General features: G+C 38.4%; 24 protein-coding genes. 5 read left to right on the forward strand and 19 right to left on the reverse strand.

Translation table 11 applies throughout. The annotated features are described in order from the left end of the window. The first annotated feature begins 12 nt into the window (after nt 1-12). The gene (locus E6H07_05005) at nt 13-519 is read left to right on the forward strand and encodes a DUF2480 family protein (GenBank protein ID TMI65283.1); all 507 of its coding nucleotides are present in this window, start codon (nt 13-15) and stop codon (nt 517-519) included. 11 nt (nt 520-530) lie between these two features. On the opposite strand, the gene corA is transcribed toward E6H07_05005, so the two are convergent. The 8 genes from corA to E6H07_05045 form a co-directional block, all read right to left on the reverse strand. Further along, nucleotides 531-1,643 carry a magnesium/cobalt transporter CorA gene (gene corA / locus E6H07_05010; protein ID TMI65284.1) on the reverse strand — a complete coding sequence of 371 codons (1,113 nt, stop codon included), beginning with the start codon at nt 1,641-1,643 and terminating at the stop codon, nt 531-533. 38 nt (nt 1,644-1,681) lie between these two features. Continuing rightward, nucleotides 1,682-2,098: an SRPBCC family protein gene (locus tag E6H07_05015; protein ID TMI66467.1), complete on the reverse strand. Its 417-nt coding sequence runs from the start codon at nt 2,096-2,098 to the stop codon at nt 1,682-1,684. 35 nt (nt 2,099-2,133) lie between these two features. After that, nucleotides 2,134-3,435, reverse strand: a complete 1,302-nt coding sequence (locus E6H07_05020; GenBank protein ID TMI65285.1) for a deoxyribodipyrimidine photo-lyase — start codon at nt 3,433-3,435, stop codon at nt 2,134-2,136. A 43-nt stretch (nt 3,436-3,478) separates the two neighbouring features. Next, entirely contained in the window at nt 3,479-3,907 is a 429-nt protein-coding gene (locus E6H07_05025; protein TMI66468.1) for an SRPBCC domain-containing protein, read from the reverse strand. A 14-nt stretch (nt 3,908-3,921) separates the two neighbouring features. After that, nucleotides 3,922-4,392, reverse strand: a complete 471-nt coding sequence (locus E6H07_05030) for a polyketide cyclase (GenBank protein ID TMI65286.1) — start codon at nt 4,390-4,392, stop codon at nt 3,922-3,924. Next, the gene (locus E6H07_05035) at nt 4,364-4,717 is read right to left on the reverse strand and encodes a winged helix-turn-helix transcriptional regulator (protein TMI65287.1); all 354 of its coding nucleotides are present in this window, start codon (nt 4,715-4,717) and stop codon (nt 4,364-4,366) included. Before E6H07_05035 ends, E6H07_05030 begins: the two co-directional genes overlap by 29 nt. A gap of 93 nt (nt 4,718-4,810) precedes the next feature. Beyond that, nucleotides 4,811-5,572 (reverse strand): response regulator transcription factor, encoded by a 762-nt coding sequence (locus E6H07_05040; GenBank protein ID TMI65288.1) that lies wholly within the window; start codon nt 5,570-5,572, stop codon nt 4,811-4,813. Nucleotides 5,573-5,583: 11 nt separating this feature from the next. Beyond that, nucleotides 5,584-6,621 (reverse strand): histidine kinase, encoded by a 1,038-nt coding sequence (locus tag E6H07_05045; GenBank protein ID TMI65289.1) that lies wholly within the window; start codon nt 6,619-6,621, stop codon nt 5,584-5,586. Between the two features lie 254 nt (nt 6,622-6,875). Between E6H07_05045 and E6H07_05050 the strand changes: the two genes are divergently transcribed. From E6H07_05050 to E6H07_05060, 3 genes are read left to right on the forward strand one after another with little or no spacing between them, the layout of a single operon-like run. Further along, nucleotides 6,876-10,109, forward strand: coding sequence for a SusC/RagA family TonB-linked outer membrane protein (locus E6H07_05050; GenBank protein TMI65290.1), 3,234 nt, complete (start codon nt 6,876-6,878; stop codon nt 10,107-10,109). Nucleotides 10,110-10,128: 19 nt separating this feature from the next. After that, nucleotides 10,129-11,622, forward strand: coding sequence for a SusD/RagB family nutrient-binding outer membrane lipoprotein (locus E6H07_05055; GenBank protein TMI65291.1), 1,494 nt, complete (start codon nt 10,129-10,131; stop codon nt 11,620-11,622). Nucleotides 11,623-11,645: 23 nt separating this feature from the next. Then, complete coding sequence (locus tag E6H07_05060) at nt 11,646-12,284, forward strand: DUF5011 domain-containing protein (protein ID TMI65292.1); 639 nt, start codon at nt 11,646-11,648, stop codon at nt 12,282-12,284. A 282-nt stretch (nt 12,285-12,566) separates the two neighbouring features. On the opposite strand, the gene E6H07_05065 is transcribed toward E6H07_05060, so the two are convergent. The 7 genes from E6H07_05065 to E6H07_05095 are packed head-to-tail and all read right to left on the reverse strand — an operon-like array spanning nt 12,567 to nt 17,160. Continuing rightward, nucleotides 12,567-13,310, reverse strand: a complete 744-nt coding sequence (locus E6H07_05065) for a hypothetical protein (GenBank protein ID TMI65293.1) — start codon at nt 13,308-13,310, stop codon at nt 12,567-12,569. A gap of 15 nt (nt 13,311-13,325) precedes the next feature. Beyond that, nucleotides 13,326-13,706 (reverse strand): DoxX family protein, encoded by a 381-nt coding sequence (locus E6H07_05070; GenBank protein TMI65294.1) that lies wholly within the window; start codon nt 13,704-13,706, stop codon nt 13,326-13,328. 41 nt (nt 13,707-13,747) lie between these two features. Continuing rightward, on the reverse strand, nt 13,748-14,587 hold the full coding sequence (locus E6H07_05075; GenBank protein ID TMI65295.1) for a VOC family protein: 840 nt from the start codon (nt 14,585-14,587) through the stop codon (nt 13,748-13,750). Nucleotides 14,588-14,632: 45 nt separating this feature from the next. Then, the gene (locus E6H07_05080) at nt 14,633-15,076 is read right to left on the reverse strand and encodes a VOC family protein (GenBank protein TMI65296.1); all 444 of its coding nucleotides are present in this window, start codon (nt 15,074-15,076) and stop codon (nt 14,633-14,635) included. A gap of 32 nt (nt 15,077-15,108) precedes the next feature. Next, complete coding sequence (locus E6H07_05085; GenBank protein TMI65297.1) at nt 15,109-15,987, reverse strand: hypothetical protein; 879 nt, start codon at nt 15,985-15,987, stop codon at nt 15,109-15,111. A gap of 26 nt (nt 15,988-16,013) precedes the next feature. Beyond that, nucleotides 16,014-16,232 (reverse strand): DUF4287 domain-containing protein, encoded by a 219-nt coding sequence (locus E6H07_05090; protein ID TMI65298.1) that lies wholly within the window; start codon nt 16,230-16,232, stop codon nt 16,014-16,016. Between the two features lie 4 nt (nt 16,233-16,236). Further along, the gene (locus E6H07_05095) at nt 16,237-17,160 is read right to left on the reverse strand and encodes a DUF1569 domain-containing protein (GenBank protein ID TMI65299.1); all 924 of its coding nucleotides are present in this window, start codon (nt 17,158-17,160) and stop codon (nt 16,237-16,239) included. 124 nt (nt 17,161-17,284) lie between these two features. On the opposite strand from E6H07_05095, the gene E6H07_05100 reads away from it, so the two are divergent. Further along, on the forward strand, nt 17,285-18,268 hold the full coding sequence (locus tag E6H07_05100; protein ID TMI65300.1) for a helix-turn-helix domain-containing protein: 984 nt from the start codon (nt 17,285-17,287) through the stop codon (nt 18,266-18,268). A gap of 53 nt (nt 18,269-18,321) precedes the next feature. Here the strand turns inward: E6H07_05100 and E6H07_05105 are convergent, their stop codons facing one another. The 4 genes from E6H07_05105 to E6H07_05120 all read right to left on the reverse strand — a co-directional run bounded on the left by E6H07_05105 (nt 18,322) and on the right by E6H07_05120 (nt 23,560). Continuing rightward, the gene (locus tag E6H07_05105; GenBank protein TMI65301.1) at nt 18,322-18,738 is read right to left on the reverse strand and encodes a GxxExxY protein; all 417 of its coding nucleotides are present in this window, start codon (nt 18,736-18,738) and stop codon (nt 18,322-18,324) included. A 50-nt stretch (nt 18,739-18,788) separates the two neighbouring features. Beyond that, nucleotides 18,789-20,771 (reverse strand): S9 family peptidase, encoded by a 1,983-nt coding sequence (locus E6H07_05110; protein ID TMI65302.1) that lies wholly within the window; start codon nt 20,769-20,771, stop codon nt 18,789-18,791. A gap of 143 nt (nt 20,772-20,914) precedes the next feature. After that, nucleotides 20,915-22,357, reverse strand: coding sequence for a DUF4365 domain-containing protein (locus tag E6H07_05115; protein TMI65303.1), 1,443 nt, complete (start codon nt 22,355-22,357; stop codon nt 20,915-20,917). Between the two features lie 129 nt (nt 22,358-22,486). Beyond that, the gene (locus tag E6H07_05120; GenBank protein TMI65304.1) at nt 22,487-23,560 is read right to left on the reverse strand and encodes an iron-containing alcohol dehydrogenase; all 1,074 of its coding nucleotides are present in this window, start codon (nt 23,558-23,560) and stop codon (nt 22,487-22,489) included. Nucleotides 23,561-23,673: the final 113 nt, after the last annotated feature.

Consider the following 23,673-nt stretch of genomic DNA (forward strand, 5'->3'; position numbering starts at 1 on the left):
AATTTTGTAGATATGAGCGATGCGATAGTAAATAAAGTGGCTGACAGCGGATTAATAACTCTTGACCTGGAAAACTATTTCCCTAAAGGCGAGGTAGCGGTGTTTGATATGAAAGATTACCTTTTTATGGGAATGATCTTGAAAGAAAAAGAATTCCGGGAGTCACTGAAGAATCTTGACTGGGAAAAATTTAGAAATAAATATGTTGCTATCACTTGCAGCGCCGATGCTGTTATTCCCGTTTGGGCTTATATGCTGGTGGCATCTGGCCTAACAGGCATTGCAAAAGATTTTGTAATGGGGGATGAAAAAGAATTGCATCGCATATTGTTTTTAAAAAACCTTGCAGCAATTGACACAAACGAATATGCTGATAAGAGAATGGTGATAAAAGGTTGCGGTGAAACACCGATCGGTGAATTTGCTTATGCAGAAATAACAAAGCTATTAAAGCCCGTTGCGAAAAGCATCATGTACGGCGAGCCATGTAGCACTGTTCCTGTTTACAAGAAAAAATAAATTTATAGAAATCAGAACCAGCCTCTTTTCCTGAATAGCCAAAGCATAACAATGGGGATCGCAAGCATCAGAACAATAGCGGTATAAAATCCCCAGGGTTGATGAAAGAACTCAACGTTTTTATCGAAGTTCATACCAAAGATGCCGCCGATAACCGTAGCCGGCGCAAGTGTACAGGTTACGATTGCCATCACCTTCATGACTTCATTCATCTTAAGGTTTACGTTATTGATGTATAGGTCCTGCATACTCACCATAATATCACGATAGTTTTCGCCAAGATCATTTGCCTGTACGATATGATCATATACATCTTTAAAATATTTTGTAGTGCGGTCATCAAGCAAATCGCTTTCACTCCGGAGAATGCCATTGACAAGGTCACGTACCGGGGCAATATTCCTTTTTAGTACGATCAGCTCTTTACGCAGCAGATTTAATTTGGCAAGACTTCTTGTGTTACTCCGGCGTATAATTTCCTCTTCAATAATTTCAATTTGTTCACCTAGCTTTTCCATTACCATAAAATAATTATCTACGATAAGGTCAAGCATAGCGTATAAAAGATAATCAGCCGAACGCTGGCGGATCTGGCTTTTTGCGATCTTTAGTTTATTTCTTAATGGGTTAAACACATCACGACTCGCATCTTCCTGGAAGCTGATAACAAATTCTTTTCCCAACACAATACTTATTTGTTCTGTCTCAACTGATTTTTTCTCATCATTGTAATAGAGCATATTCAAGAGACAAAACATTACCCCCTCTACTTCATCCATTTTTGGACGCTGGTTCATGCTCAGAATATCTTCAATAAGCAAAGGGTGTACATCAAAGTGAGTACACACAGCTTCCACATCTGATTTTCGTAGACCGTCTATATTGATCCAACTGATGCGGTTGCTGTGCTTGAAATGAAAACAGTCTATTACATTATCGGCTTCATGTTCGGTAAAATCATCGGGACCGAAATCGTATACAAAAACCTTTATCTCCCTTGCTTCTTCACGAACAGGGTCCACCGTTGGGTTTACACTCAAAATTTCCTTGGTTCGCCGGGTGGCAAACAGATTAGGCAGGTAGAGATAACGCAAATACTTTTCTGGACGAAGTTTTACATTCATTAAAAGGGAAGGTAAGGAAAAAACAAAATTTTCTCCTATCATTTCTTTACAAAAAGCCCTTCAAGCTTTTGATAGCGATAGTTGAAAATATTCTCAACTTTTTTATGGACGATCAGCTTACCGGCCAGCCAGCCAAAAATGCTTTTACCAATATCATAGTAAAGTTTATCTGTCATCATCACCCCGCCGGTTACTTTTTCAAAATGATGTTCATGATGCCAGGTACGATAGGGGCCTTTGCGCTGTTCATCTATAAAATATTCATATTGTTTAATAACAGTTATTTCGGTAATCCAGCTAAAATGAAGATTAAGAAACGGGCTTATTTCATAAATGATAATGGTGCCTGGATACATTTTATCGGGCACTTCATTCAATATTTTGAAATGAAGATCTCCGGGAGTTATTTTAGCAAGGTTTTTTGGAGAACAAAAAAAATCCCAGGCTTCTTCCATGCTGATGGGTAAAAACTGTTTAAATACAAGTTGCTTCATATTTCTTCATTCAAAGATTGCTTATATACTTCCAACGCTCTTTTTCTTGCAAAATCATGTTCAACGATGAGTGGCAAATAACCAGGCTTGAAATCCTTTACCCACTTTTTGATATAGATAAGATCGGGATCAAATTTTTTAGTTTGTTCTGATGGATTAAACACTCTGAAATAAGGAGCCGCATCACAACCGCAACCAGCGGCCCATTGCCAGTTACCATTATTGGACGAAAGCTCAAAGTCCAACAGCTTCTCTGCAAAATAAGCTTCCCCCCATCGCCAATCGATCAACAAATGTTTAGTTAGAAAACTTGCTACCACCATTCTTACCCGGTTGTGCATATAGCCTGTTTCATTCAGCTCCCGCATACCGGCATCAACGATCGGGTAACCGGTTTCTCCTTTACACCAAAGTTCAAATTCTTTTTCATTATTCCTCCACTCAATATGATTGTACTTTGGTTTGAAGCAACAAGCTACAACATCAGGAAAATGAAAAAGGATCATCATAAAAAATTCCCGCCAGATCAATTCATTCAACCATTGTTCATTTAATTCGGCTGCAGCTTTTAGTAATTGGCGGATGCTTACTGTGCCAAAACGTAAATGCACACTCAGGCGACTTGTACCATTTACAGAAGGAATATTTCTTGTGTTGTGGTAATTTGAAACGATTGAAGGGTCGATCGAAGTTCCAGGAACAGCTGAATCTACATGATTAAATCCAAGTTCTTTCAACGAGTGAAAACGAAGAGGCCTCGTTTTAAGAAAAGACGAAAAATTTTCTTCTGATGGAAAAGAAGATAAACTTTCGGGCCGCAGTTTAGCTTTCCAGGTTTTTGAATAAGGAGTAAAAATGGTGTACGGCTTTCCATCAGGTTTCAACACTTCGCGTTTTTCAAATATCACCTGATCCTTATAAGAAGAAAAGCGAATTCCTCGTTCTTTTAAAAATCCAAAAATCTCTTCATCCCGTTTTATGGCATATGGCTCATAATCATGGTTGGTAAATACTTCACCGATCCTATATTCTTCTGCGAGGTTTTTAAAAGCATTCAACGGAGTATCGTAAAACAGATGTAGCGAAGAACCTGATTGAATAAGCTGTTCCTGAATTTTCTTCAGAGAATCATAAATGAAAGAAACCCGGCGATCATTCTTATCCGGCAGCGCACCAAGTATTTTTTTATCAAAAATAAAAATTGGCAAAACAGGCTTACCGCTTTTCAATGCACGGAATAAACCATGATTGTCAAACAATCTTAAATCACGGCGAAACCAGAAAATATTTACCTGCATTTATTATAAACAATTGTGCAGGATAAAGGTTCGGTTCGTCCATTTATTGTTCTACAAAATCTTTCAACAATGTGCCAATAAGCATGGTCCAGCCGTCTGAAAAACTTTGTTTTGCAAAATCGGGATTATTAGAAGGAAATGTTTCGAGGCCTTCGTGTGTAAGCTTTAATCTTGTTTTATCGCCTTCGACAAATAATTCAAAACTAACTTCTGAAACCCCTTCATATTTGTCATAACTCCAGGTATAAGAAATTTTTTTACCGGGGACGACCTGAGTCACTTTACACAAATGAAGGTATTGCTCACCTTTATGGCCCTGACCATAAAACTGGAATTCAAAACCAACAACAGGCTTAAACTCTGCCAGATCAAAATACCACTTCTTCATCTGGTCTTTATCCGTCAGGGCATTCCATACTTTTTCAATTGGAGCATTGTAGGTTCTTTCAATAACGAAAGGCTGAACGGCAATCATAATACTTATTTTTATTGTTGATAATTGTTTAGATAAGTTTCCATCCTGTCCACATTCTGTTTCATTCCCTCATCAGCTTTAAATACTCTGATTACTTCTGCGAGTTGTTCTGCCGATTCAAAAACAGAATGAATGTTTACCATCGTTTTATTTCCGCGGTCTTCAAACGTAACAGTCATTTCAAACCTTGGTCCTGTTACATGCTCCAGTACCAGTTTTGTTGGCTTGATGATTTCTTTATAGATATGTTTGTTTTTATAATCAGTTCCATCGGGACCATGCATTATAAATTCCCACTCGCCTCCCGGAGTTACATCCATTTTGGAAATTGTATTTGTAAATCCTGACGGCCCCCACCAATGCTTTATATGCTCAGGGCTTGTCCATACTTTCCACACCAGGTCAATTGGTGCATTCACAAGACGGGAAATGCCGATCTCTCTTCCCGTAGTGTCACTTCTTTTTTCTTTTTGCTGTTGCATTTGATTTAGTTTTTTTAGTTTGTAAATCATCCAGATAAATTTCAAGTGCATCAAGTTTCTGTGTCCAGAATTTCCGGTATTGTTCTGCCCACTCAGAGACTTCATTAAGCCGGTCAAGCTTTGCCTCACAATATCGATGCCGGCCCTGTTGTTTTATAACGATCAACCCGCATTCAGTAAGAATTTTTATATGCTTTGAAATAGCGGGCCGGCTTATATTAAATTTTTCTGCTACCGAATTCAGGTGTAGCGAATCTTGTGCAATCATATGAATGATCTGGCGGCGTGTTGGGTCGGCGATAGCCTGGAATACGTCTCTTCTCATGGTAAATGCTTATTTGTGTAACCTTTCGGTTACAAATATAGGAAACCTTTTGGTTACACAAAAATTTGGGGCAGAATTTTTGAAATATTTTTTTTAAGCATTATACATCCACTCCCTGAACTGCGAAGAATTTTCCTGGCTGATAATGATATTATGATTGATCTCGGGAATATTCAGATCAACTAAAAGTTTTACCCGGTCAAATGTTTTGAAGCCCTTGATATAATTAATATGAATGATGTATTGACGGTTTGCCCTGAAGAAACGGCTGTTATCCAGTGTTTCTTCCAGTTCGGAAAGATTTTTTTCAGATAAATATTTTTTACCGGCCGTATCTACTACATATACCAGTTTGTTTTCGGTATAAAACAGGACAACATCTTCGAGTCGGAGGGAAATATATTCGAGCCCACGTTTTACCAATAAGCGATTTTTGCGGCGTCCTTCAAACTGGTGAACAAAACGCTGTACGGCTTCATTCTGGTTGGAGAAATGTTTTTCAAGCATCCGGTATTTAAATAATGCCTTCTCCAATTCTTTTGTTCCAACAGGTTTTAATAAATAATCAATACCGTTGTGTTCAAATGCATTCAACATATATTCATCATAAGCAGTAATAAAGATTACCGGCGTTTTAATTTCAATTGACTTAAAGATTTCAAACGAAAAACCATCAGGCAATTGCACGTCGCTGAAAATAATATCTGCTTCAGCATTTGAAGTAAAATATTCTTTTGCTTCCGTTACAGAACCCAATACGGTTTCGATGTGTACATGAAATGAGACCTCAGAAAGGGCATGCATAATGGCGCTGACGGCCAATTTTTCGTCTTCAATGATAATAGCTTTTGTCATGGCTTATGGTTTTAGGATTGTTTAATGATCGGCAGCTTAACAGTAAATAACCCGGGGCCGCTTTCAATGTTTATTTCCTTTTTACAAATCAAACGAAACCGGGAACTGAGATTTTTTAATCCTGTGTGTGTTGAGTTGGCGGAGTATGGCTTGGGACGGAAACTATTTGTCACTTTCAGATACTGACCATTGGCAATGATGCTGATATTTAAAGGGTCCTTTTCAGAAAACGCATTGTGCTTGATCGCATTTTCAAGTAATATCTGCAATGCACAGGGCGGTATCAATAAGTCACCAGATTTTACACTTGAATCTATTTGTAAACGTAATTTTTTGTCATAGCGTATTTGTAAAAGAAAAAAATAATTTTCCAAAAAATCCAGTTCTTCATTTAGCGGAATCAATTCTTTGGTTTTATTCAACAAAAAATATTTATAAACCTCCGAAAGATTTGTATTGAATAAATGGGCCTGCATGGGATTATTCATAATAAGCGAACCCATAGCATTTAAAGAATTAAAAATAAAATGAGGATCCATTTCATTGTGCAACGCAACAAGTTCCGCCTGTGTAAGTTCTCTATCCATTTCACTCACCAGCTGTGTGTCCAGTTCCCGTTCTTTACTTAGGAAAAGAATTTCATAAACCAACGTAAACACGACCACTGCAAGCATGCAGACTGCAATGAATTTATAAAAACTGTTCCAGGCAAATGATTCCTTTGAAAAACGGAACCAGAGCAATACTGAAATGCCACCAATTGCAGCGCCATATGCTGCATTGGAAATAGATACAGCCGCAATTCTTGCAAATGGTTTTGAAACGGGAATATAAACGGAACGCAATTTTGCATGCATCCAATTGCTGCCTCGCCAAATAATAAACGATGTGAGAATGAAATAACAATTATACGCAAGGAGTTCAGGCGTTGAATAAAGCCTGTAATGTATTGCACCCGATATATACGGGATAGCAATCCCCAGCAGGGGAATAAAAAATATTCTCAAGTACACGTCTCTGATCATAGCAGTGGGTGCCAGGATGAACATGATAAATACCTGGCCGCAGTTTTTTCATGTGCATGCAGTACATTATTTATACAGACAACAAACTATTTATAAGTGCTGTTAACTAATAGTCAATATTCTTTTCGCGGCTAATATGCTTTATAAGCGGTAAGCAAGAATAAACACCTGCGTATATCATAAAGTTTTTGTATGACAGTGTTCTGACAAACGAAACAATTATACACAGTGTTCACCACGTAATTTTTTTATACATCATGTTTCAGGATTAATTAATCATGCTTCAGTTTTTAACCAATGTTTTTGTGAAGCACATTTCCGTTAACGGTGTCTTTACAAACGGAACCACATTGTTTAATCAGAAAACTAAAGCTATGAAAAGATTTTTGCTATTGCTTGCGTTGGTCATTTCCGGATTTGCAGTTGCACAAGCACAGAAAACTGTATCCGGAAAAGTGACTGACAAAAAAGACGGAACACCGCTGAGCGGCGTTACTGTAAATATAAAAGGGAATAAGATCTCAACACAAACAAATGCACAGGGCGAATACCAGTTGAGTAATGTGCCTGATAATGCAACTCTGGTATTTTCAATTATCAGCTATAAAAATGTTGAGCTGAAAGCTTCATCAGGCAATACGCTTGATATTGCTTTAGATGAAGAAGCAAAACAACTTTCAGAAATAGTGGTAACAGCAAACACAATCAAACGTGAAGCAAAAAGTTTGGGCTATGCAACTACTACTATCAACAACGCAGAACTTACAAAAGGAAAAGACAGAAGTGTTTTGAACTCGCTGCAGGGCAAAGTAGCCGGCGTACAGATAACAGGAAGTTCAGGCGGCGTAGGTAGTTCTACAAGAATTGTTTTCCGGGGTGGAACTTCTATTACAGGAAACAACCAGGCATTGATGGTAGTAGATGGTATTCCGATTGACAACTCACAAATAGATGCAGGCGATAATCTCAATAACCAGGTAGATGCCGGAAACCGCGGCAATGATCTGAATCCCGAAGATGTTGAATCAGTAACATTGTTGAAAGGACCTGCGGCTGCCGCATTATATGGAACCCGTGCTGCTAACGGAGCAATAATCATTACAACTAAAACAGGCAAAAGCCTAAAAGGCAAAAAAACTGAGATAGTTGTTAGCAGTTCTTACAACGTTGAATCATTGCTGCGCTTGCCAAAATATCAAAATGAATTTGGGCAGGGTGGACAAGGTGCTCCTGATAGCCGGGAAAACTTTAGCTGGGGACCACGGTTTGATGGACAAGTAACACCCTGGGGACAACAAGTCGGCGATTCACAGAGAGTAAAACCTTATGTTGGTTTAGAAGATAATGTAAAAGAGTTTTTTGATATCGGTGGGGTCGCAACCAATAACGTTTCTTTTGCCCAAAACAATGATAGGAACAGTTATTTCCTTTCACTGAATAATGTAGACCAGAAAGGAATCATGCCCGGAACAAAGTATAATCGTACCTCGATCCGGATGAATGGAACAGCAGACCTTACGGATAAGATCTACAGCAGCGTTGCTATTAATTATATAAGATCAAAAGGAGATCTCACCATACAGGGACAAGGCAACTCTCCCTATGACCAGGTGTTGCAAACGCCAAGAGATATTTCATTACTTGAATTGAAAGATTATAGAAACAAGTTTAATGATTTGAATGGTTATTATGGTGCCTATACTATTAACCCATGGTACTTACTGGGCGAAGATTCTTATACATCAACACTTGACCGTGTATTAGGAAATGTAAATATTGGTTATAAACCCGTAAGCTGGATTGATATTAGCCTTCGGGTGGGCACGGATGTTTCGGGGGATAAAAGAAAACAGATCGAATCAAAAAGAACACCTGACCCGAATGGGCAAAATGCCGGAGCCTTGTTCCCGGGGCATTATGCTGAAACATCAATTAATATCCGGGAGTTTACCAGCGACCTTATTGCAACTGCGAAAAGAAAACTTACCAACGATCTTTCATTAAGTGTATTACTAGGACACAATATCCGCCAGCGTAATACAGATATTTTGTTCAGCGAGATCAATTCACTCACCATCCCTTTCTACTATAATCTCGCAAACTCTGCACAACCACCACGAGCAACCAATGCTTATACATTACGCAGGTTGTATGGTGTTTACACAGACATTAATCTTTCTTATAAAAACTTTTTATACCTCGGTATTACAGGAAGAAATGATTGGTCATCAACATTACCTAAAGGAGATAACAGTTTCTTCTATCCAAGTGTAAGCTCATCATTTGTGTTTAGTGATGCATTCCATTTACCAGAGTTTATTTCATATGGTAAAATAAGGGCCAATGCCGCCCAGGTGGGTAATGATGCTGCACCGTATTTATTAGAATCAGTATTTGTTACAGGATCAGTAACCGATGGTTTTGCAAACTCAAGAGTTGATTTTCCGCTGAATGGAGTCGCAGGTTTTACACAAGGCAATGCTATTGGTAACCCGAATATCAAACCAGAGATCACCACATCATATGAAGTAGGACTTGAACTTGGTTTATTTAAAAACCGGGTAAACATTGAAGGAACTGTTTACTCTAACAGGAGTAAAGACCAGATCATTACTGTGCCTATTGCAGCCTCATCCGGCTATACAACCCAAACATTGAACGCAGGTCTTATCACTAATAAAGGCATTGAAGTGCTTGTTCGTGGTATACCCGTGAAAAGTGTAAACTTTACATGGGAAGTAACAGGAACCTTTACAAAGAATAATAATAAAGTAGTTGAACTGTTCCCCGGCACCAATCAATTAGCACTTGGAGGATTTAACGGCGGTGCTTTAGTTGCACAGGTTGGTGAGCCTTATGGTGCCTTCTTTGGCGCAGGATTTTTGAGAAGTCCCGAAGGAAATATAGTTGTTGATCAAACAACAGGATATCCTATTACTGATCCGGAAGCAAAGATCCACGGCAATGTTCAACCGGATTTCCTGGCAAGCTTAAATAATAGTTTCTCTTATAAAGGGGTTACGCTATCGTTCCTTATTGATGGCCGTAGTGGTGGGGTCTTTTATTCAAGAACAAGATCATTACAGGAATTTTTAGGTACTGATCCAAGGACATTATATAATGACAGGCAGCCATTCGTGGTACCCGGTAGTGTAATACTGAGACCAGATGGAAAATATGAGGCGAATACAACGCCAGTGCAGAATGCTGAAAACTATTGGACCTCATTCAGCACGAATAGGGCAATGGAACAGCTGATAGATGCAAGTTTTATAAAACTGCGTGAAGTATCATTATCCTATCGCCTGCCAAATACATTATTCAAAACATCATTTATTAAAGGCATCACAGTAGGATTCTCCGGTAGAAATTTATTCTTATGGACACCAGATGAAAACACTTACTCTGATCCCGAAACAAGTTCATTTGGAACGGGTAATGTGCAGGGATATGAATATGGAACCATCCCATCACTCAGAAACTATGGCGCTAACATAAGACTGGTATTCTAACTATTAAAAACTTTAGATCATGAAAACATTACAAACAATAAAAATAACGGCAGCGCTTACTGTTATGATTGCTGTGTCATCTTGCAAAAAAGATTTTCTGGATGTAAACGTAGATCCTAACAATCCAACAAAAGCAGCAATTGAGTTGGTGTTGCCAACAGCACAGGGCTATGCAGCCTATAATCTCGGAAATCCCTACCAGATTTTGGGGGGTTACTGGGCACAATACTGGACACAAGGGCCAACAGGAAGCCAATACCAGGCTTATGATCAGTACAGCATCAACAGCGGAACCTTTGATGCAAGATGGATCAACATGTATGCGGGTCCATTGAATGATCTTAAATATATCGTTGATGAAGGAACAAGAACCGGCAGTGTAAATTATGCGGCTATCGGAAAAATTATGCAAGCCTATTTATTCCAGGTAATGACAGACCTGCATGGCGATATTCCTTTTTCTGACGCATTAAAAGCCGGCGAGGGAAATATTGCACCGAAATACGATTCACAGCAAGATGTGTATGACGGATTGATAAGACTGGTAGATGAGGGTATAGCATTGATTGACGAAAACAGTACTCTTCATCCCGGTACTGATGATTTCTTTTATAATGGCGATATGCACCAATGGCAAAAATTTGCCAACACATTAAAACTGAAAATTTACCTACGGCAAGCGTATGTACGTCCACAAATAGCACAAGTGGGTATACAAGCTATGTATGCAGCCAATGCAGAGTTTGTTGATTTTGGTGACGAAGCATCGTTGCATTTTACAACAACTCAGTTTAATCAACACCCTCTGTATGCTCATATCAATTCACTTGGTGAATTTAATATTCTCGCAAGCAACACATCGCTGAACAGAATGCTTACATTAAACGACCCAAGAGTTGATGTTGTATATAAAAGAGCAACAGCAGCTCCTAATACAGGAAACCATGTCGGTATATTGCAAGGCAATGGAAGAAATCTTCCTAACCCTGCAACACTTAACGACAGACAATTCTCAAAACCGGGTGCAGCAGTCGGCGGACCGGGTGGCGCAGCAGCAAGAGTGATATTTATGAGTGAAGCAGAAAGTTATTTCCTGCAAGCAGAAGCAGTAGTAAGAGGATGGGGAACAGGCAATGCACAGCAATTATATAATGATGCGATTGAACTTTCATTTTTAAGCTGGGGATTAACTTCTGCACAGTTTGCAACATATGTAGCACAACCTCAAGTAGCTTATCCTGCTGCCGGAACAGCGGAACAAAAAATAAAAGCGATTATCACTCAAAAATGGACAGCGCTGTGCGGATCACAAAACGTAGAAGCATGGACCGAATGGAGAAGAACGGGTTACCCCGATATTTTCACTATTTCCGCTAGCAGCAATATTGGAAATCTATTCCCGGCCCGTTTACTGTATCCTGATTCGGAAGTAACAAGCAACCCTAATACGCCAGCACAAAAATTGGTAACGGATAAAGTATGGTGGGATGTAAACACAACAGGACAAAACTGATTGTTCACCTAAAAAACTAAACAATGAAACTGATAAATAAAATTTCAATTGCATTCATACTATCGGCATTAATTTTTACAGGGTGTAAAAAAGATACGACAGCCGATGTTTCAAGAGCAGTAAAGGTGAGCTACCCGGAAATAACATTGAATGGAAGTGAGCTGGTGATTCAAGCAGTTGGTGCAACCTATACCGATGCAGGCGCAAAACTGACAGATGATATCACAGGTGCGGTTACTGATATACAACCAACATCAAGCAATGTAAATACAGCTGTGCCCGGTTTATATCTTGTTAACTATAGCGCATCCAATTCAAACGGATTTGCAACAACAGCAACAAGATTAGTAGCCGTAACTTCTGTTAATAACCCTATTGATCGTTCGGGTACTTATTTGAGAACAGCAACAGGAGTCAATTGTTATATCACGAAACTTGCACCGGGTGTTTATGAAGTAACAAACCCCGGGGGTGCAGGAGTAGGCGTTAACACAATTGTGATCATGGTTGAAACAGCGCTGAATGTTTATACGGCGCCTTCGCAACCAACAGATGCCGGAACTTTTTCTGTAATTAATATAGCGTTCACTGCAACAGGTGCTACCTGGAATGTAGTAAATGTCGGGTATGGTACAGGACAAAGAGTATTTGTAAAACAGTAGTAGTTAGAACAAGCAGTATAGTTAATGCCATCAGTCGAAAGTCTGATGGCTTTTTTAATGTTATGGGTGGCAATAATGAATGATGCGAAGAAATAATTTTTTTTAAACATGAATTAATCATGTTCCGGCAAATGTGATTTGATAACTGAGAAAGAGGAAACTAATTTTATAAAAGAAAGACGAGAGAGTTATTCTACAACACACAAAGAAGTTTTCTCATGTTAATGTATGGTCAAAAGCAGACCGAAGTACGCAGGCGGCTCCCTCTAGTCGGCCTGCTTTTTATTTTATCATTTTAACCATCTCTTTTACAATCCTACCCAGTTCTTTTTTGCCTGCTGTTATCTCTGCCGGTGAATTAAAGTAAACAAGTCTCCGGTCTTTATAATTCCCTTCCAGCAAGGCAGATTTTATTTTTATAATATTGGAATGATGAAAAACAAGAAGGACCTGGTCTTTTTTCCTGGAAGGTCCAAATGTGACTATATCTTCTTTATAATAATAGCTTGGGGCATTCCATTTGATCCTTTCGTTAAGTTTTGGAGAAGCTGTTTTTATAATGCTTCTAACTGCATCTATCTGTTTCTTTGTTGCAGTATCCAGATTTGCGATCCATTCTTTCACATTTTCATCATCACTTGGCTTTTCGGTTTTCTTTTTTAAACCAGCTTTTAATTCATTTTCCTCCAACTTGTATTTTACTATTTTTCTGATCAGCTGTAATGGAAGCGGTTTGTCACTTGAAAATTTTATTGTCCCTTTAGCTCCTTTATATTCCAACATTTCTTTTTTTAATTCTGCAGCATTCCACGGCGCCGGGTAAAGACTGATATGATTTTTCCATCCTGCAAAATAAATAAGAACACCATGATGTTTATACCCTGCAATACCATAACTGATCAACTCTTCTGCTTTTGGAGCAACAGATTTAATTGCCTTCTGTAATTGTATAAGTCGCTTCTTTGTTTCATCAGGAAAGCTGGCGATATATTCATCGACTGAAGAAGGAGCTTTTGTTTTTTGCATGAAGCTGCTTTAAAATTATAAAGCTTGTTTTTTAGTCCAGAAATAATAAGATAATATCCCCGGTATGATCCACATTAACATCCCGGCTATTCTCGGGTCAATATTATCCGGCGCTATCGCAATACCAGAATAGGTGGCGCCAGCCAAATCAAAAAACAAACCAGCATAAGCCCACTCTTTAATTCTTTTCAATCCCGGAATTAAAATGACGATTGCACCAATTATCTTGGCCCAACTGATAAACTGTATAAAATAAATAGGATAGCCAAGGCCTTTATGAAACATTTCAATTACCTCGTCACTTGGGCCAATGCCACCGATGGAAGAATAAATCATCAGCCCGGAAAACAAAACCGTAAATACCCAATAAAGAATATTTGTTGTTTTTGCAGTCATAAATTTCTTTTTAAAATTTTATAATAAGAAATATTAGTTTATCAGGCATTCACCAGATCTTCGATCACCAGCTTTTTCATTTTCATTAAAGCCTGCATTGCCCTTCCACTTTTTTCAGGATCAGTCATCAATTTTCCAATTACAGAAGGAACAATTTGCCAGGATACACCAAACTTATCTTTTAGCCAACCACACATGCTTTCATTACCGCCATCTGCGATCATTTTATTCCAGTAATGATCTATCTCTTCCTGTGTATCACAGCTAACGACTAATGATAATCCCTCATTAAAAGTATAAGCATGTTCACCAGGCCCATCCATTGCAATCATATTGTAGTCATTCAGTTTAAATTCAGCGAACATCACTTTACCTTCATTGGCATCTCCGGCCGGGTAAAGATGTATTCCGGAGATAGAAGAATTTTTAAAAAGACTGGTGTAAAATTTTATTGCTTCTTCAGCTTTGCCAAACTTGTTACCGGTAAATAACATAGATGGAGTTATTGTTTGCGAATCGCCGGCATTGTTTACAACCGACACCTGCCAGGTCATTCCATATTTATCCTGCACCCAACCATATCGTTCACTCCAGAAGTATTTATCAATTGGCATTAACGCTTTTCCGCCATCCAATAATTTTTCCCAGGCTGCATTTGTTTCATCAATAGTATCGAATAAAACAAACATCGAGATAGAGGGGTTTATTTTAAACATGGGCCCGCCGTTCAACCCCATGAATTTTTTTCCGAAAATATTAAAGTTGACAACCATCGGCGTATCAACAGTTATTTTCGAATCTTTAAAAACAGCGCAATAAAATTCTGCAGCTTCTTTTGCATTGCCATCAAACCACAGGCAGGGATAAATGGGGTTTTGCATATCGTTTATTTTATTAATGAGATAAATGTTGTTTCAAAAAATCAGTTATGATTTATTTTTTACATAGTTAAGCATCCACTTTACACCAAACTTGTCTTTACAACTTCCCCAATAGGCGCCCCAGAACATATCAGTCATCGGCATTTCTATTTCGCCATCATTTGAAAGTGCTCTAAACAACTTATCTGCTTCTTCTTTTGAATCTGGCTCAAGGTTGATGTAAACATTATTGCCCACGATTATTTTAAAGCCCATTTCTTCAGGGGCATCGGAACCCATCAGCATATAACCACCTAGTATCGGTAAGGAAACATGTAATACTAATTTTTTTGTTGCCTCATTCATCGGAGGAGCTCCTTCCTGCGGCGGCATATCACCAAAACGGTTAATACCGCCACTTTCGAACTCAGTACCAAAAACGGATTTATAAAAATTGAAGGCTTGCTCAGTTTGATTAGTGAAGTTTAAATATGTACTTACCTTAGCCATGATTATTGGTTTTGATTGTTGAAAGATTATACTTAATTGTTTTCGCAAATAGCTTTTAGTTTACTCAAGGCTTTCGGCCATGTTTCTTCGAAGTAAGATTTGAAATCTTCATTTGAATCCATATCTACTTCTACAACAGTATTGCCATTGTTTGTTTTAAATGTATAGTTTTCTAAAGCACCCGCCCAGCCTTCAACTTCAGCGCCGCTTGTTATTTCTTCATCGCCTTTTAAAACGCCAAGATGTTCGATGCTTATAAATTTGCCCGGAATATTTTCTCTTACTTTACTTACCATGCCACCGGTCTTTCCATCTTTATCTGTTCCAAGAAAAAGAATTTTTGAACCCTTGTCCCAGGAGCCTTTATAGTAAGAAGAAGGATTGAATTCTGCCGTCCATTCCCTGTATGTTTTATCTCCCAGCATAAGATTAAACACTTTTTCTGCAGGCGCATTGATGCTTATTTCAAAACTTATGACTTCCAGTTTTGGCGAAGCCTCCACATGTTTTTTAAAATTATCCATAATAGATTGCCAGCCGCCTTTCTGCATCTCGATGGAATGTGTGCTTTCGGCTTCGAATTCTTCAACCACTTTTGTTTGATTGCCAGTTGAAGTAAACACCACCTTCACTTTTCTTCCATCACCAAGTGTGTATTCGATCAGCTTATGCTTTTTAACTTTATCATACACACCGCCAAAATCAAAACTGAAACTTCCGTCTTTAGCAGCCATCGTAGCGCTGAATGAACCGCCTTCACGCAAGTCATTCTCTGCTTTAGTTGTACACCAGTCAGCCGAGGCATTATTCCAACGGATAATATGACGTGGCTCGGTCCAGTATTGCCATACTTTTTCAACAGGAGCATTCACTGTTGTTTCTACCGTAATGATTGTTTTGTTGGTTTCCATTTTAATTTATTTTAAAAAGTTATAAATTACTTTTTGATTCCTTTGAATAAAGCAAATATTGCCATTGCATACCCGTGTCCCAGGCTGAAATCTTTTTTAAGCCACTCAACTATTTCGCCAGCTTTAGTCGATGGATTAAATTTTCCTTTTTGTAGAAAGCCTTTCTTCTCTGCCAGCTTTTTAAAATCTTCTGGTGATTTACCTGTTTTGATTTTGATATTATCAAGATAAGCCTGGAAAGACATATGATTAATTTTTTGAGTAGTTAAACATCCAGTGTATCCCAAATTTATCGGTGATCTTACCAAAGGTAGCCCCCCAAAAAGACTGATGCAACGGCTCGTCAATTTTTCCACCAGCGGCAAGGGCGGAAAAAAATGAGTTTACCTCTTCATCGCTGCTGCACATCATGCAAAGCATAACATTATTACCTGTATTGGTTTTTGCCCCCAACATATCAGAGCCCATTATCGTCAGGCCATTCTTTGTCAGGCTGCTGTGCAGGATCCTCGGCCCCATTTCCGACGGCATTTGCGCTGCCATTGGCGATTCTGAAATCTTTTGCAGTACCAGTTCACCACCGAGGCATTGCTGGTAGAAACTCATGGCTTCCCGGGCCCGGCCATCAAAATTCAGGTAAGCTACTATTTGTGTCATTGTATTAAGGTTTTTAGTTGTGATGAGATTGTAAATATTTCTAAGCTGGTATAAATGTCTTTCTGTGTGATAAGAAATAAAACACAGCCATTCCATACGGGTCAAATGTCCAAAGCCGGGAAAATTAATGGCCGGACAGGAAAGTGAGAGATCTTCGGTATTCAAAAACTGAATGATGTTGTTTGTTTTAATTGTAAGATCTTTTATAAGTAATTCACGGTTGATTGGTTTTTCAGAAGGAAGAATAAAAGCCGGCGATTTCATTTTTACATCCCTATTCAAAAACATGGCTTTTAATGTTTCGACCTTTTCATCAGCCGGTCTTTCCGTTGTAGCGGCCTGAACTTTTAGGGCTTCAATGATTTCGTATGATCTACTCAAATGTTCTGCCACCTGTGCCGCCGTCCAGCTGCCTTCAAAAGGAACGGCATTGATCTGCTTTTCATCCAGAGAACCAAGGATTGAAAGCAACTCGTTAAACGATTTTTTTAATGCGGGTTGAAGTTCCTGTTTCATGTCTCGTTGATTGATAATACAAACATATTGTCATAATCCGGCTCTCATGCTGTGGTATTACGACAACATAAGGGGTTGTTTGCGACAGCGGAGTGGTTTATTTTTACATCTAAACTGAGAACAGATGAAAAATATAGCCATACTCGTTCCTGAAACAGCCGTAATAGAAGCGGTAGCCGATCCGCGATATATGTTTACCGCCATCAATGAATTTCTAAAAAGCCAGGGACAACCCGCATTGTTCAATGTGCAGTTAGTTGGGTTAACAAAAGAAGTAAAACTGGTTGATGGATTGTTTACGATTCATACAGATGCTACTTTAAAAAACGCAAACAATCCCGACCTGATAATCGTACCTGCTGTAAGCGGCAACCTTGAACATGCTATTAAACTCAATAAAGATTTTTTACCATGGATCACCATACAATATAAAAAAGGAGCTGAGGTGGCGAGTCTTTGTTTGGGCGCATTCATATTGGCATCAACAGGATTACTGGATGGAAAAAACTGTTCTACGCATTGGTTGTTTGCAAATGAATTCAGAACAATGTTCCCGGACGTGAATTTGGTAGACAACAAAATTGTAACGGAACAAAATGGGGTTTATACAAGTGGCGGCGCCAACTCCTACTGGAATTTATTATTACACCTTGTAGAAAAATATACCAATCGTGAATTGGCAATTCTTGCATCCAAATTTTTTGTGCTGGATATTGATCGTAAAAGCCAATCACCTTTTACGATGTTCAAAGGCCAGAAAATTCATGAAGATGATGAAATAAAAAAAGCACAGGAATTTATTGAAGGTAATTATGCAGATAAAATAACGGTGGATGAACTCTGTAATCAACTCTCCATCGGACGCCGCAGTTTTGAAAGAAGATTTAAAAAAGCCACCAACAATACAGTAGTGGAATATATACAACGTGTAAAAATTGAAGCAGCCAAAAAGCAATTAGAGACAGGCCGCAAAACCGTAAGTGAAACGATGTACGATGTTGGCTATACGGATAGCAAAGCCTTTCGTGAAGTATTCAAAAAAATATCAGGTATGAGCCCGGTTGATTACAGGAATAAATACAATAAAGAATCGCTGCAACTGAATTAGTTTTTCTTTGAACCACATAGTGCATAGTGCACATAAGGTGTTCACATAGCTTTTTATTCTTCTGGTAATACCGAAAATAAATTATTGACTAGTGTCTTTTGTCCTTCTTTGAAGATATTCAGGCAATGAAAATTAATCAGAATTCCTTTTGGCTTTTGAAGCATCTGCATATATGAAAGTAATACTGATTCATGGATTGGCAGGAAACCTTCTTGTGCCTTTAGTTCAACACATAGAATATCTTCAACCAGCACATCCAGTCTTAGTTCTCCTTCCAGGTTCAATCCTTTATAATTAATAGGAACCCATAACTGGTTTCTGTATACGATTCCCTTCAATTTTAATTCATGCAAAAAGCATTTCTCATAAACACTTTCAAGTAACCCCGGTCCTAATTGTTTGTGTACTTCAATTGCACAACCAATTACTTTATAAGTAAGCTCATTGAGATATTTCTTTGTAATAACCATATCCTATGTGACAACCTATGATTTCTATGTTCTATGTGGTTCAAAATTCTTTAAAACGACTTCTTCTTGATATACTTATCAAACCACGCATTATATCTTTCAAACCTGTCTTTCTGGTAAGATGGTAATGTAATACCATGAAACTGGCCAGGATAAATGATCAACTCCGTCGGCACACCATTAATTTTTAAGGCTTGGTACATTTGTTCGCTGCCAACAGCAGGAACATTAAAATCCTTTTCACCAGCCATGAAAAGTGTTGGAGTTTTAATTCTATCAGCTTTGAAATAAGGATAAGAGAGTTTTATATATTTTTCAAGGTTATTGCCTTTCCATGGCAGACCAATCTCGTTTTCAAACTGGGTGATATACTGATCAACACCCACCAATGATAACTGCAATGCGCTGCCGGCGCCGCTTGCTGCCGCTTTAAAACGTGTATCGCTTGCAATGGTATAGTCAGTGGAAATTCCCCCATAGCTCCAGCCACCGATACCAAGATTATCTCCATCAATTACACCTGCTTTGGTTAAATGATCGGCAGCCCCCAAAATATCCAGCACTTCTTTATTTCCCCAATCCGCTTCAATAGCCTTGCTGTATGCAATACCGCGGCCATTGCTGCCACGATAATTAACACCAACAACAGCATAACCATTAGCCGCCAGCATTTGTCTTGTCAGATCAAAACTAAATTCATCCTGGCCTACAGGCCCGCCATGTATATAAAAGATAGCCGGCATTTTTTTACCATCACTACCCGGCGGAGTAAACAACAGGTTAGAAACTTTTGCTCCATCCTTGCTGGTAGAAACAACTTGTTGAACCGAAGCAAGATTAACTGAATTAATAAATTCGTCCTGCACTTTTGTAAGCCGGCGCAGATTTCCATTCTCTAATGCATAAAATTCAGATGGCATTTGCGGGTCAGTCATCGTTGTCATCCAACTACCGTCAGGATGCAACTCCAATGAATTAAATACACGATCACCACCGATCACTTTATTCATTTTACCAGCAGCAGGATCATAAGTAGCTATATAGCGGCGGCAATCATCGCTTATCAACACTGCAATAGCATTACCTTCTTTATTCCATCGCGGATTACCAACAGGCCGGTCCAGTTCTTTGGATAATAATTTTGGTTCGCCACCTTCTGCACCGATAGTGCAGAGAATGGGCTGATCATACATAATAAAATTTCCATCGGCTGTACTGCGCAGGTAGGCAATTGTTTTTCCATCAGGACTCCATTGCGGTGAATTATCCCGGCCCTTCCAGGTAGTAAGTTGTTTCATTTCAGCTCCCGGCTTTGCATCAATCACAAAGATGTCAGCATTCTCATTTTTATCAGGGTCTTCAGTACGGTTGCTTACAAAAGCGATCTTTGATCCATCGGGGCTCCATTGAATACCCCCCTCATCATATTTACCACGGGTCAATGTATCGAGTTTCTTTTCTTTTACATCAAACAAATAGATATGCGTTTTTTGTTTGCTGTATAAATAACCGGAAACATCCTGTTTGAAATGCTGGCGATCTATTACCCATGGTTTGCTCTTTGCTTCTTTGCTTGTATCTGCCGGGTCACGGAGTAATAATGCAACTGTTTTACTGTTAGGACTCCATGAATAATCATTGAGTTCACCTTTTACGTCAGTGAGTTTGATAGCTTCACCACCCATGCGGTTGAGTAAATGGATCTGGCTGCTGCCACCGGTACGGGAAGCAACAAATGAAATATATTTTCCATCGGGGCTCCATTTGGCATTGCTTTCACCATCGGGACTATTGGTAAGCTGTATATTTTCATTGCCATCCCAACTCATCATCCACAGATCGGTGTTGCGGTTGTTCTTGGCAGAATCAGTTGTTGTGAGTATATATACAAACCACTTACCATCGGGTGATATCAAACCACCGCCAGTGCTTTTAATTTTATAAATATCATTCGGTGTTAAATTTCTTTTTTGTGCAGTTGCTGAAACAGCAAACAATACAAAAACAATAGCAGGCAGTAATTTTTTATACATAGTGGAAGTTTTGGATACCGAATATAAGAAATCAGATTGAGGCTTTGTGCAGTCTTGTAGCAAAATGCGGTTGATTTGAAAATGTATTATACTAAAACGCCTGTGAGACTAAAGACCCGCTACTAACACTATATTGAGCGGAATTAAATTTCGTATGGCCTTATGTAGAATATTAGCGAATCCCAATTTTCATCATCCAAACTTATGCTTTCCCATTCATTTCCTGTGTCAAATTCAAGCTCACAATACTCATCATAGCAAACTTCGTCATTAAAAATTCTCAACATAGCAATAACCGCCATTGGATATAAAACCATCTCGTCAAAATCGTATGCTAATTCGATGATGTTTCCAGCATCATTGTATAGCTTAACGAATGATTTAAACATTCTCCACGACTGTTCCTTACTTTTATCCAGATGGTCAGTATGTCCGATTTCTTTTTTTATTCTTTTGTAAAGTCTTTCCCAATAACGTTCCCATTCATTTTGCATTATCGGGATGAATTTTGATTTTTCTATACCTGCATCTACATATATTTCACCCCAAATACGTTCGTTGGTTTGAGTGTATATCTCACTGTAACTGTCATTCTCAATGTAATTTTTTAATTCTTCTCTAAGGCTTTGATAAGTACTCATTTCAAAAATTTCTTTTTTTGTTTTGAAATGAATTATTGGCCCTAGAGCCTGTACGGCATATTGTTCCTTTTTTAGTTTACTATACAATTCAAATGCCTTTAAAAACTCTGTGTATTTAGGTATATTGTTTTCTTTGTTATCGTAATTAAACATAAACTCTGCGATATTCTCAATCTTTCCATTAATAATGAGCCTTATGTCTTTAATTAACTTTTTGAAGGACTGCTTGTTCTTACTTGTTGTGTCAAATTGTGTTCGTATGTATTTATCAAAATCAATAATGGAATAATGATATGCGTTTTCCCATGTTAAAAACGATTTTTTAGAATCCCACTCTTTCTTCTTTGGTTTATAGCCTAAATCTATTGAAACACTTTCATTCTTGTGTTTAAGGAATAAATGAAGATTATTATTAACTCTGGAGTTTAAATAAAAATTTAGAGTTAAGTCATCTTTGCTTTGCTGACCTGGATTTGGGCTAAAGTCTGTTGATATATTAGAGTGTTTGTCGTCATATAGGATTTCCAAAATTTTCTTTTTTGAATCTTCATTCAAAATATTGTGAAAAGGGATGTCAAGTTTCCAATTTTTGCGAATTTTCGAAATATACTCTTGAGTATAATGTTGCCAGTAAATTCTCTCAGATGTTGGATCCTGTAGAATTATGAATAAGGGATGATTTTCACTGATTGCATTCCAGTATAAATAATGTCTTTCAGAAAAGTAGAATGTGAGATAATTTTTCTTTTTATGAAAGTTACTTTCACCGCCTTTTATTTGTAATGCAAATATTTTTACTTTTCTATTTGCATCTATTGGAGTTTCTACAAGTGCATCAACTCCTAAATCTACAATCGGTTGTTCACGAAAAATCCACCCATATTGGGTAAAGAGTTTTGCTGTATCATATATGGCTGTTCTTTCAGTCCTAAAATGGTTCACAATGTCTGCTTATATGAAGTTGTGATATATAAATTAAAATACTATCGCAGGTTTAAAAGCGAGAAATAAATCAAAACGGCTTACTATACTGCGCCGGCTGATTAGGCTTCGGCAATGTTTTTAAATCCGGGTTTATAACTTCTCATACAACCCCCTTAGCTTCTCTCTTGTCATTATCTTCTCCCAATCTTTTCCCAATGCATTTTCCCAAAGGGGTTTCATGCCCATGCTTACGTTTATCATTTTTTCAAAATCATCCTCACTTAATCCTTTGCAAATACCGGTTGGTATATCAATCCTATTTTTTTCTACCATGTGTTTAAATTCTTTTACACCGGCAGGGTAATATTCTTCAAGATGGTTCATCACAATACAATTGCCAATACCATGTTTAGTACCCAGTAAATAGCTAAGCCCATAACTCACCGCATGTGCAACACCTACCTGTGAGTAGGCAATGCTCATTCCGCCTGCATAACTAGCCATCATCAGTTTTTCATCACACTCTTCATCCCAACCATCCTTATTTACAAATACATCGCGACATAACTGTAATGCTTTTTCACCATAACTTTTGCTAAACTCATTTAAGTATGTTCCTTCCAAACTTTCAATACAATGGATATAACAATCCATGCCGGTATAGAATCGTTGATTGGCTGGAGCATTTGCGGTTAACTCCGGATCTAAAACAATTTGATCAAAAGGAGTAAAGTCAGAATTCATTCCCAGTTTTTTTGTCGGACCCGTTAGTACAGTTGTTCTTGACACTTCTGCACCAGTACCGCTTAAGGTTGGAATGCCTGCTTTATATACACCCGGTTTTTTTACAAGATCCCATCCCTGGTAATCGGCGCTGCTGCCCGGGTTATTCATCATCAGCGAAACTGCTTTTGCCAGATCCAATGTACTGCCGCCACCAATACCAATCACACCACTTACCGTTCCGAATTCTTCTTTGAGTTGTTTTGCCAGCGAATCAACATAAGTTGTCTTTGGTTCATAGGTCACATCTGCAAAAATGATCTTATCGTTTCCTCTCATGGGTACACGGCTTACCAGCGGCTGGTCTTCAAAATAATGATCTAATAAAAAAATCATTGGCATACCATCCTTTCGTTGCGGCGCAAGAATTTCATCCAGTTGGTTAAAACTTCCGCGGCCATACACTACATAGCCCACTATTTTTAAATTGCGAAACTTCATGCGAATTATTTGTGCTGCGAAAATACAGGAATGCATGCATCTGCCGAAGCAAGCGATACAAATGGGAGGAATACATCAATCTATTAGAGTCTTGTCATGTCGAGCCCTAAGTC

Source organism: Bacteroidota bacterium, from assembly GCA_005882315.1.
Lineage (GTDB): Bacteria > Bacteroidota > Bacteroidia > Chitinophagales > Chitinophagaceae > VBAR01.

Excerpts from the sequence above, each read along its gene's own strand:
- E6H07_05020 (TMI65285.1), bottom strand. The coding sequence starts at position 3,435 with ATGCAGGTAAATATTTTCTGGTTTCGCCGTGATTTAAGATTGTTTGAC.
- E6H07_05035 (TMI65287.1), bottom strand. The coding sequence starts at position 4,717 with ATGAGAAGAGACGTATTCCAGGCTATCGCCGACCCAACACGCCGCCAG.
- E6H07_05060 (TMI65292.1), top strand. The coding sequence starts at position 11,646 with ATGAAACTGATAAATAAAATTTCAATTGCATTCATACTATCGGCATTA.
- E6H07_05030 (TMI65286.1), bottom strand. The coding sequence starts at position 4,392 with ATGCAACAGCAAAAAGAAAAAAGAAGTGACACTACGGGAAGAGAGATC.
- E6H07_05085 (TMI65297.1), bottom strand. The coding sequence starts at position 15,987 with ATGGAAACCAACAAAACAATCATTACGGTAGAAACAACAGTGAATGCT.
- E6H07_05055 (TMI65291.1), top strand. The coding sequence starts at position 10,129 with ATGAAAACATTACAAACAATAAAAATAACGGCAGCGCTTACTGTTATG.
- E6H07_05100 (TMI65300.1), top strand. The coding sequence starts at position 17,285 with ATGAAAAATATAGCCATACTCGTTCCTGAAACAGCCGTAATAGAAGCG.
- E6H07_05110 (TMI65302.1), bottom strand. The coding sequence starts at position 20,771 with ATGTATAAAAAATTACTGCCTGCTATTGTTTTTGTATTGTTTGCTGTT.
- E6H07_05050 (TMI65290.1), top strand. The coding sequence starts at position 6,876 with ATGCTTCAGTTTTTAACCAATGTTTTTGTGAAGCACATTTCCGTTAAC.
- E6H07_05005 (TMI65283.1), top strand. The coding sequence starts at position 13 with ATGAGCGATGCGATAGTAAATAAAGTGGCTGACAGCGGATTAATAACT.
- E6H07_05045 (TMI65289.1), bottom strand. The coding sequence starts at position 6,621 with ATGTTCATCCTGGCACCCACTGCTATGATCAGAGACGTGTACTTGAGA.
- E6H07_05105 (TMI65301.1), bottom strand. The coding sequence starts at position 18,738 with ATGGTTATTACAAAGAAATATCTCAATGAGCTTACTTATAAAGTAATT.
- E6H07_05075 (TMI65295.1), bottom strand. The coding sequence starts at position 14,587 with ATGCAAAACCCCATTTATCCCTGCCTGTGGTTTGATGGCAATGCAAAA.
- E6H07_05070 (TMI65294.1), bottom strand. The coding sequence starts at position 13,706 with ATGACTGCAAAAACAACAAATATTCTTTATTGGGTATTTACGGTTTTG.
- E6H07_05040 (TMI65288.1), bottom strand. The coding sequence starts at position 5,572 with ATGACAAAAGCTATTATCATTGAAGACGAAAAATTGGCCGTCAGCGCC.
- E6H07_05080 (TMI65296.1), bottom strand. The coding sequence starts at position 15,076 with ATGGCTAAGGTAAGTACATATTTAAACTTCACTAATCAAACTGAGCAA.
- E6H07_05065 (TMI65293.1), bottom strand. The coding sequence starts at position 13,310 with ATGCAAAAAACAAAAGCTCCTTCTTCAGTCGATGAATATATCGCCAGC.
- E6H07_05015 (TMI66467.1), bottom strand. The coding sequence starts at position 2,098 with ATGGAAGAAGCCTGGGATTTTTTTTGTTCTCCAAAAAACCTTGCTAAA.
- E6H07_05095 (TMI65299.1), bottom strand. The coding sequence starts at position 17,160 with ATGAAACAGGAACTTCAACCCGCATTAAAAAAATCGTTTAACGAGTTG.
- E6H07_05120 (TMI65304.1), bottom strand. The coding sequence starts at position 23,560 with ATGAAGTTTCGCAATTTAAAAATAGTGGGCTATGTAGTGTATGGCCGC.
- corA (TMI65284.1), bottom strand. The coding sequence starts at position 1,643 with ATGAATGTAAAACTTCGTCCAGAAAAGTATTTGCGTTATCTCTACCTG.
- E6H07_05090 (TMI65298.1), bottom strand. The coding sequence starts at position 16,232 with ATGTCTTTCCAGGCTTATCTTGATAATATCAAAATCAAAACAGGTAAA.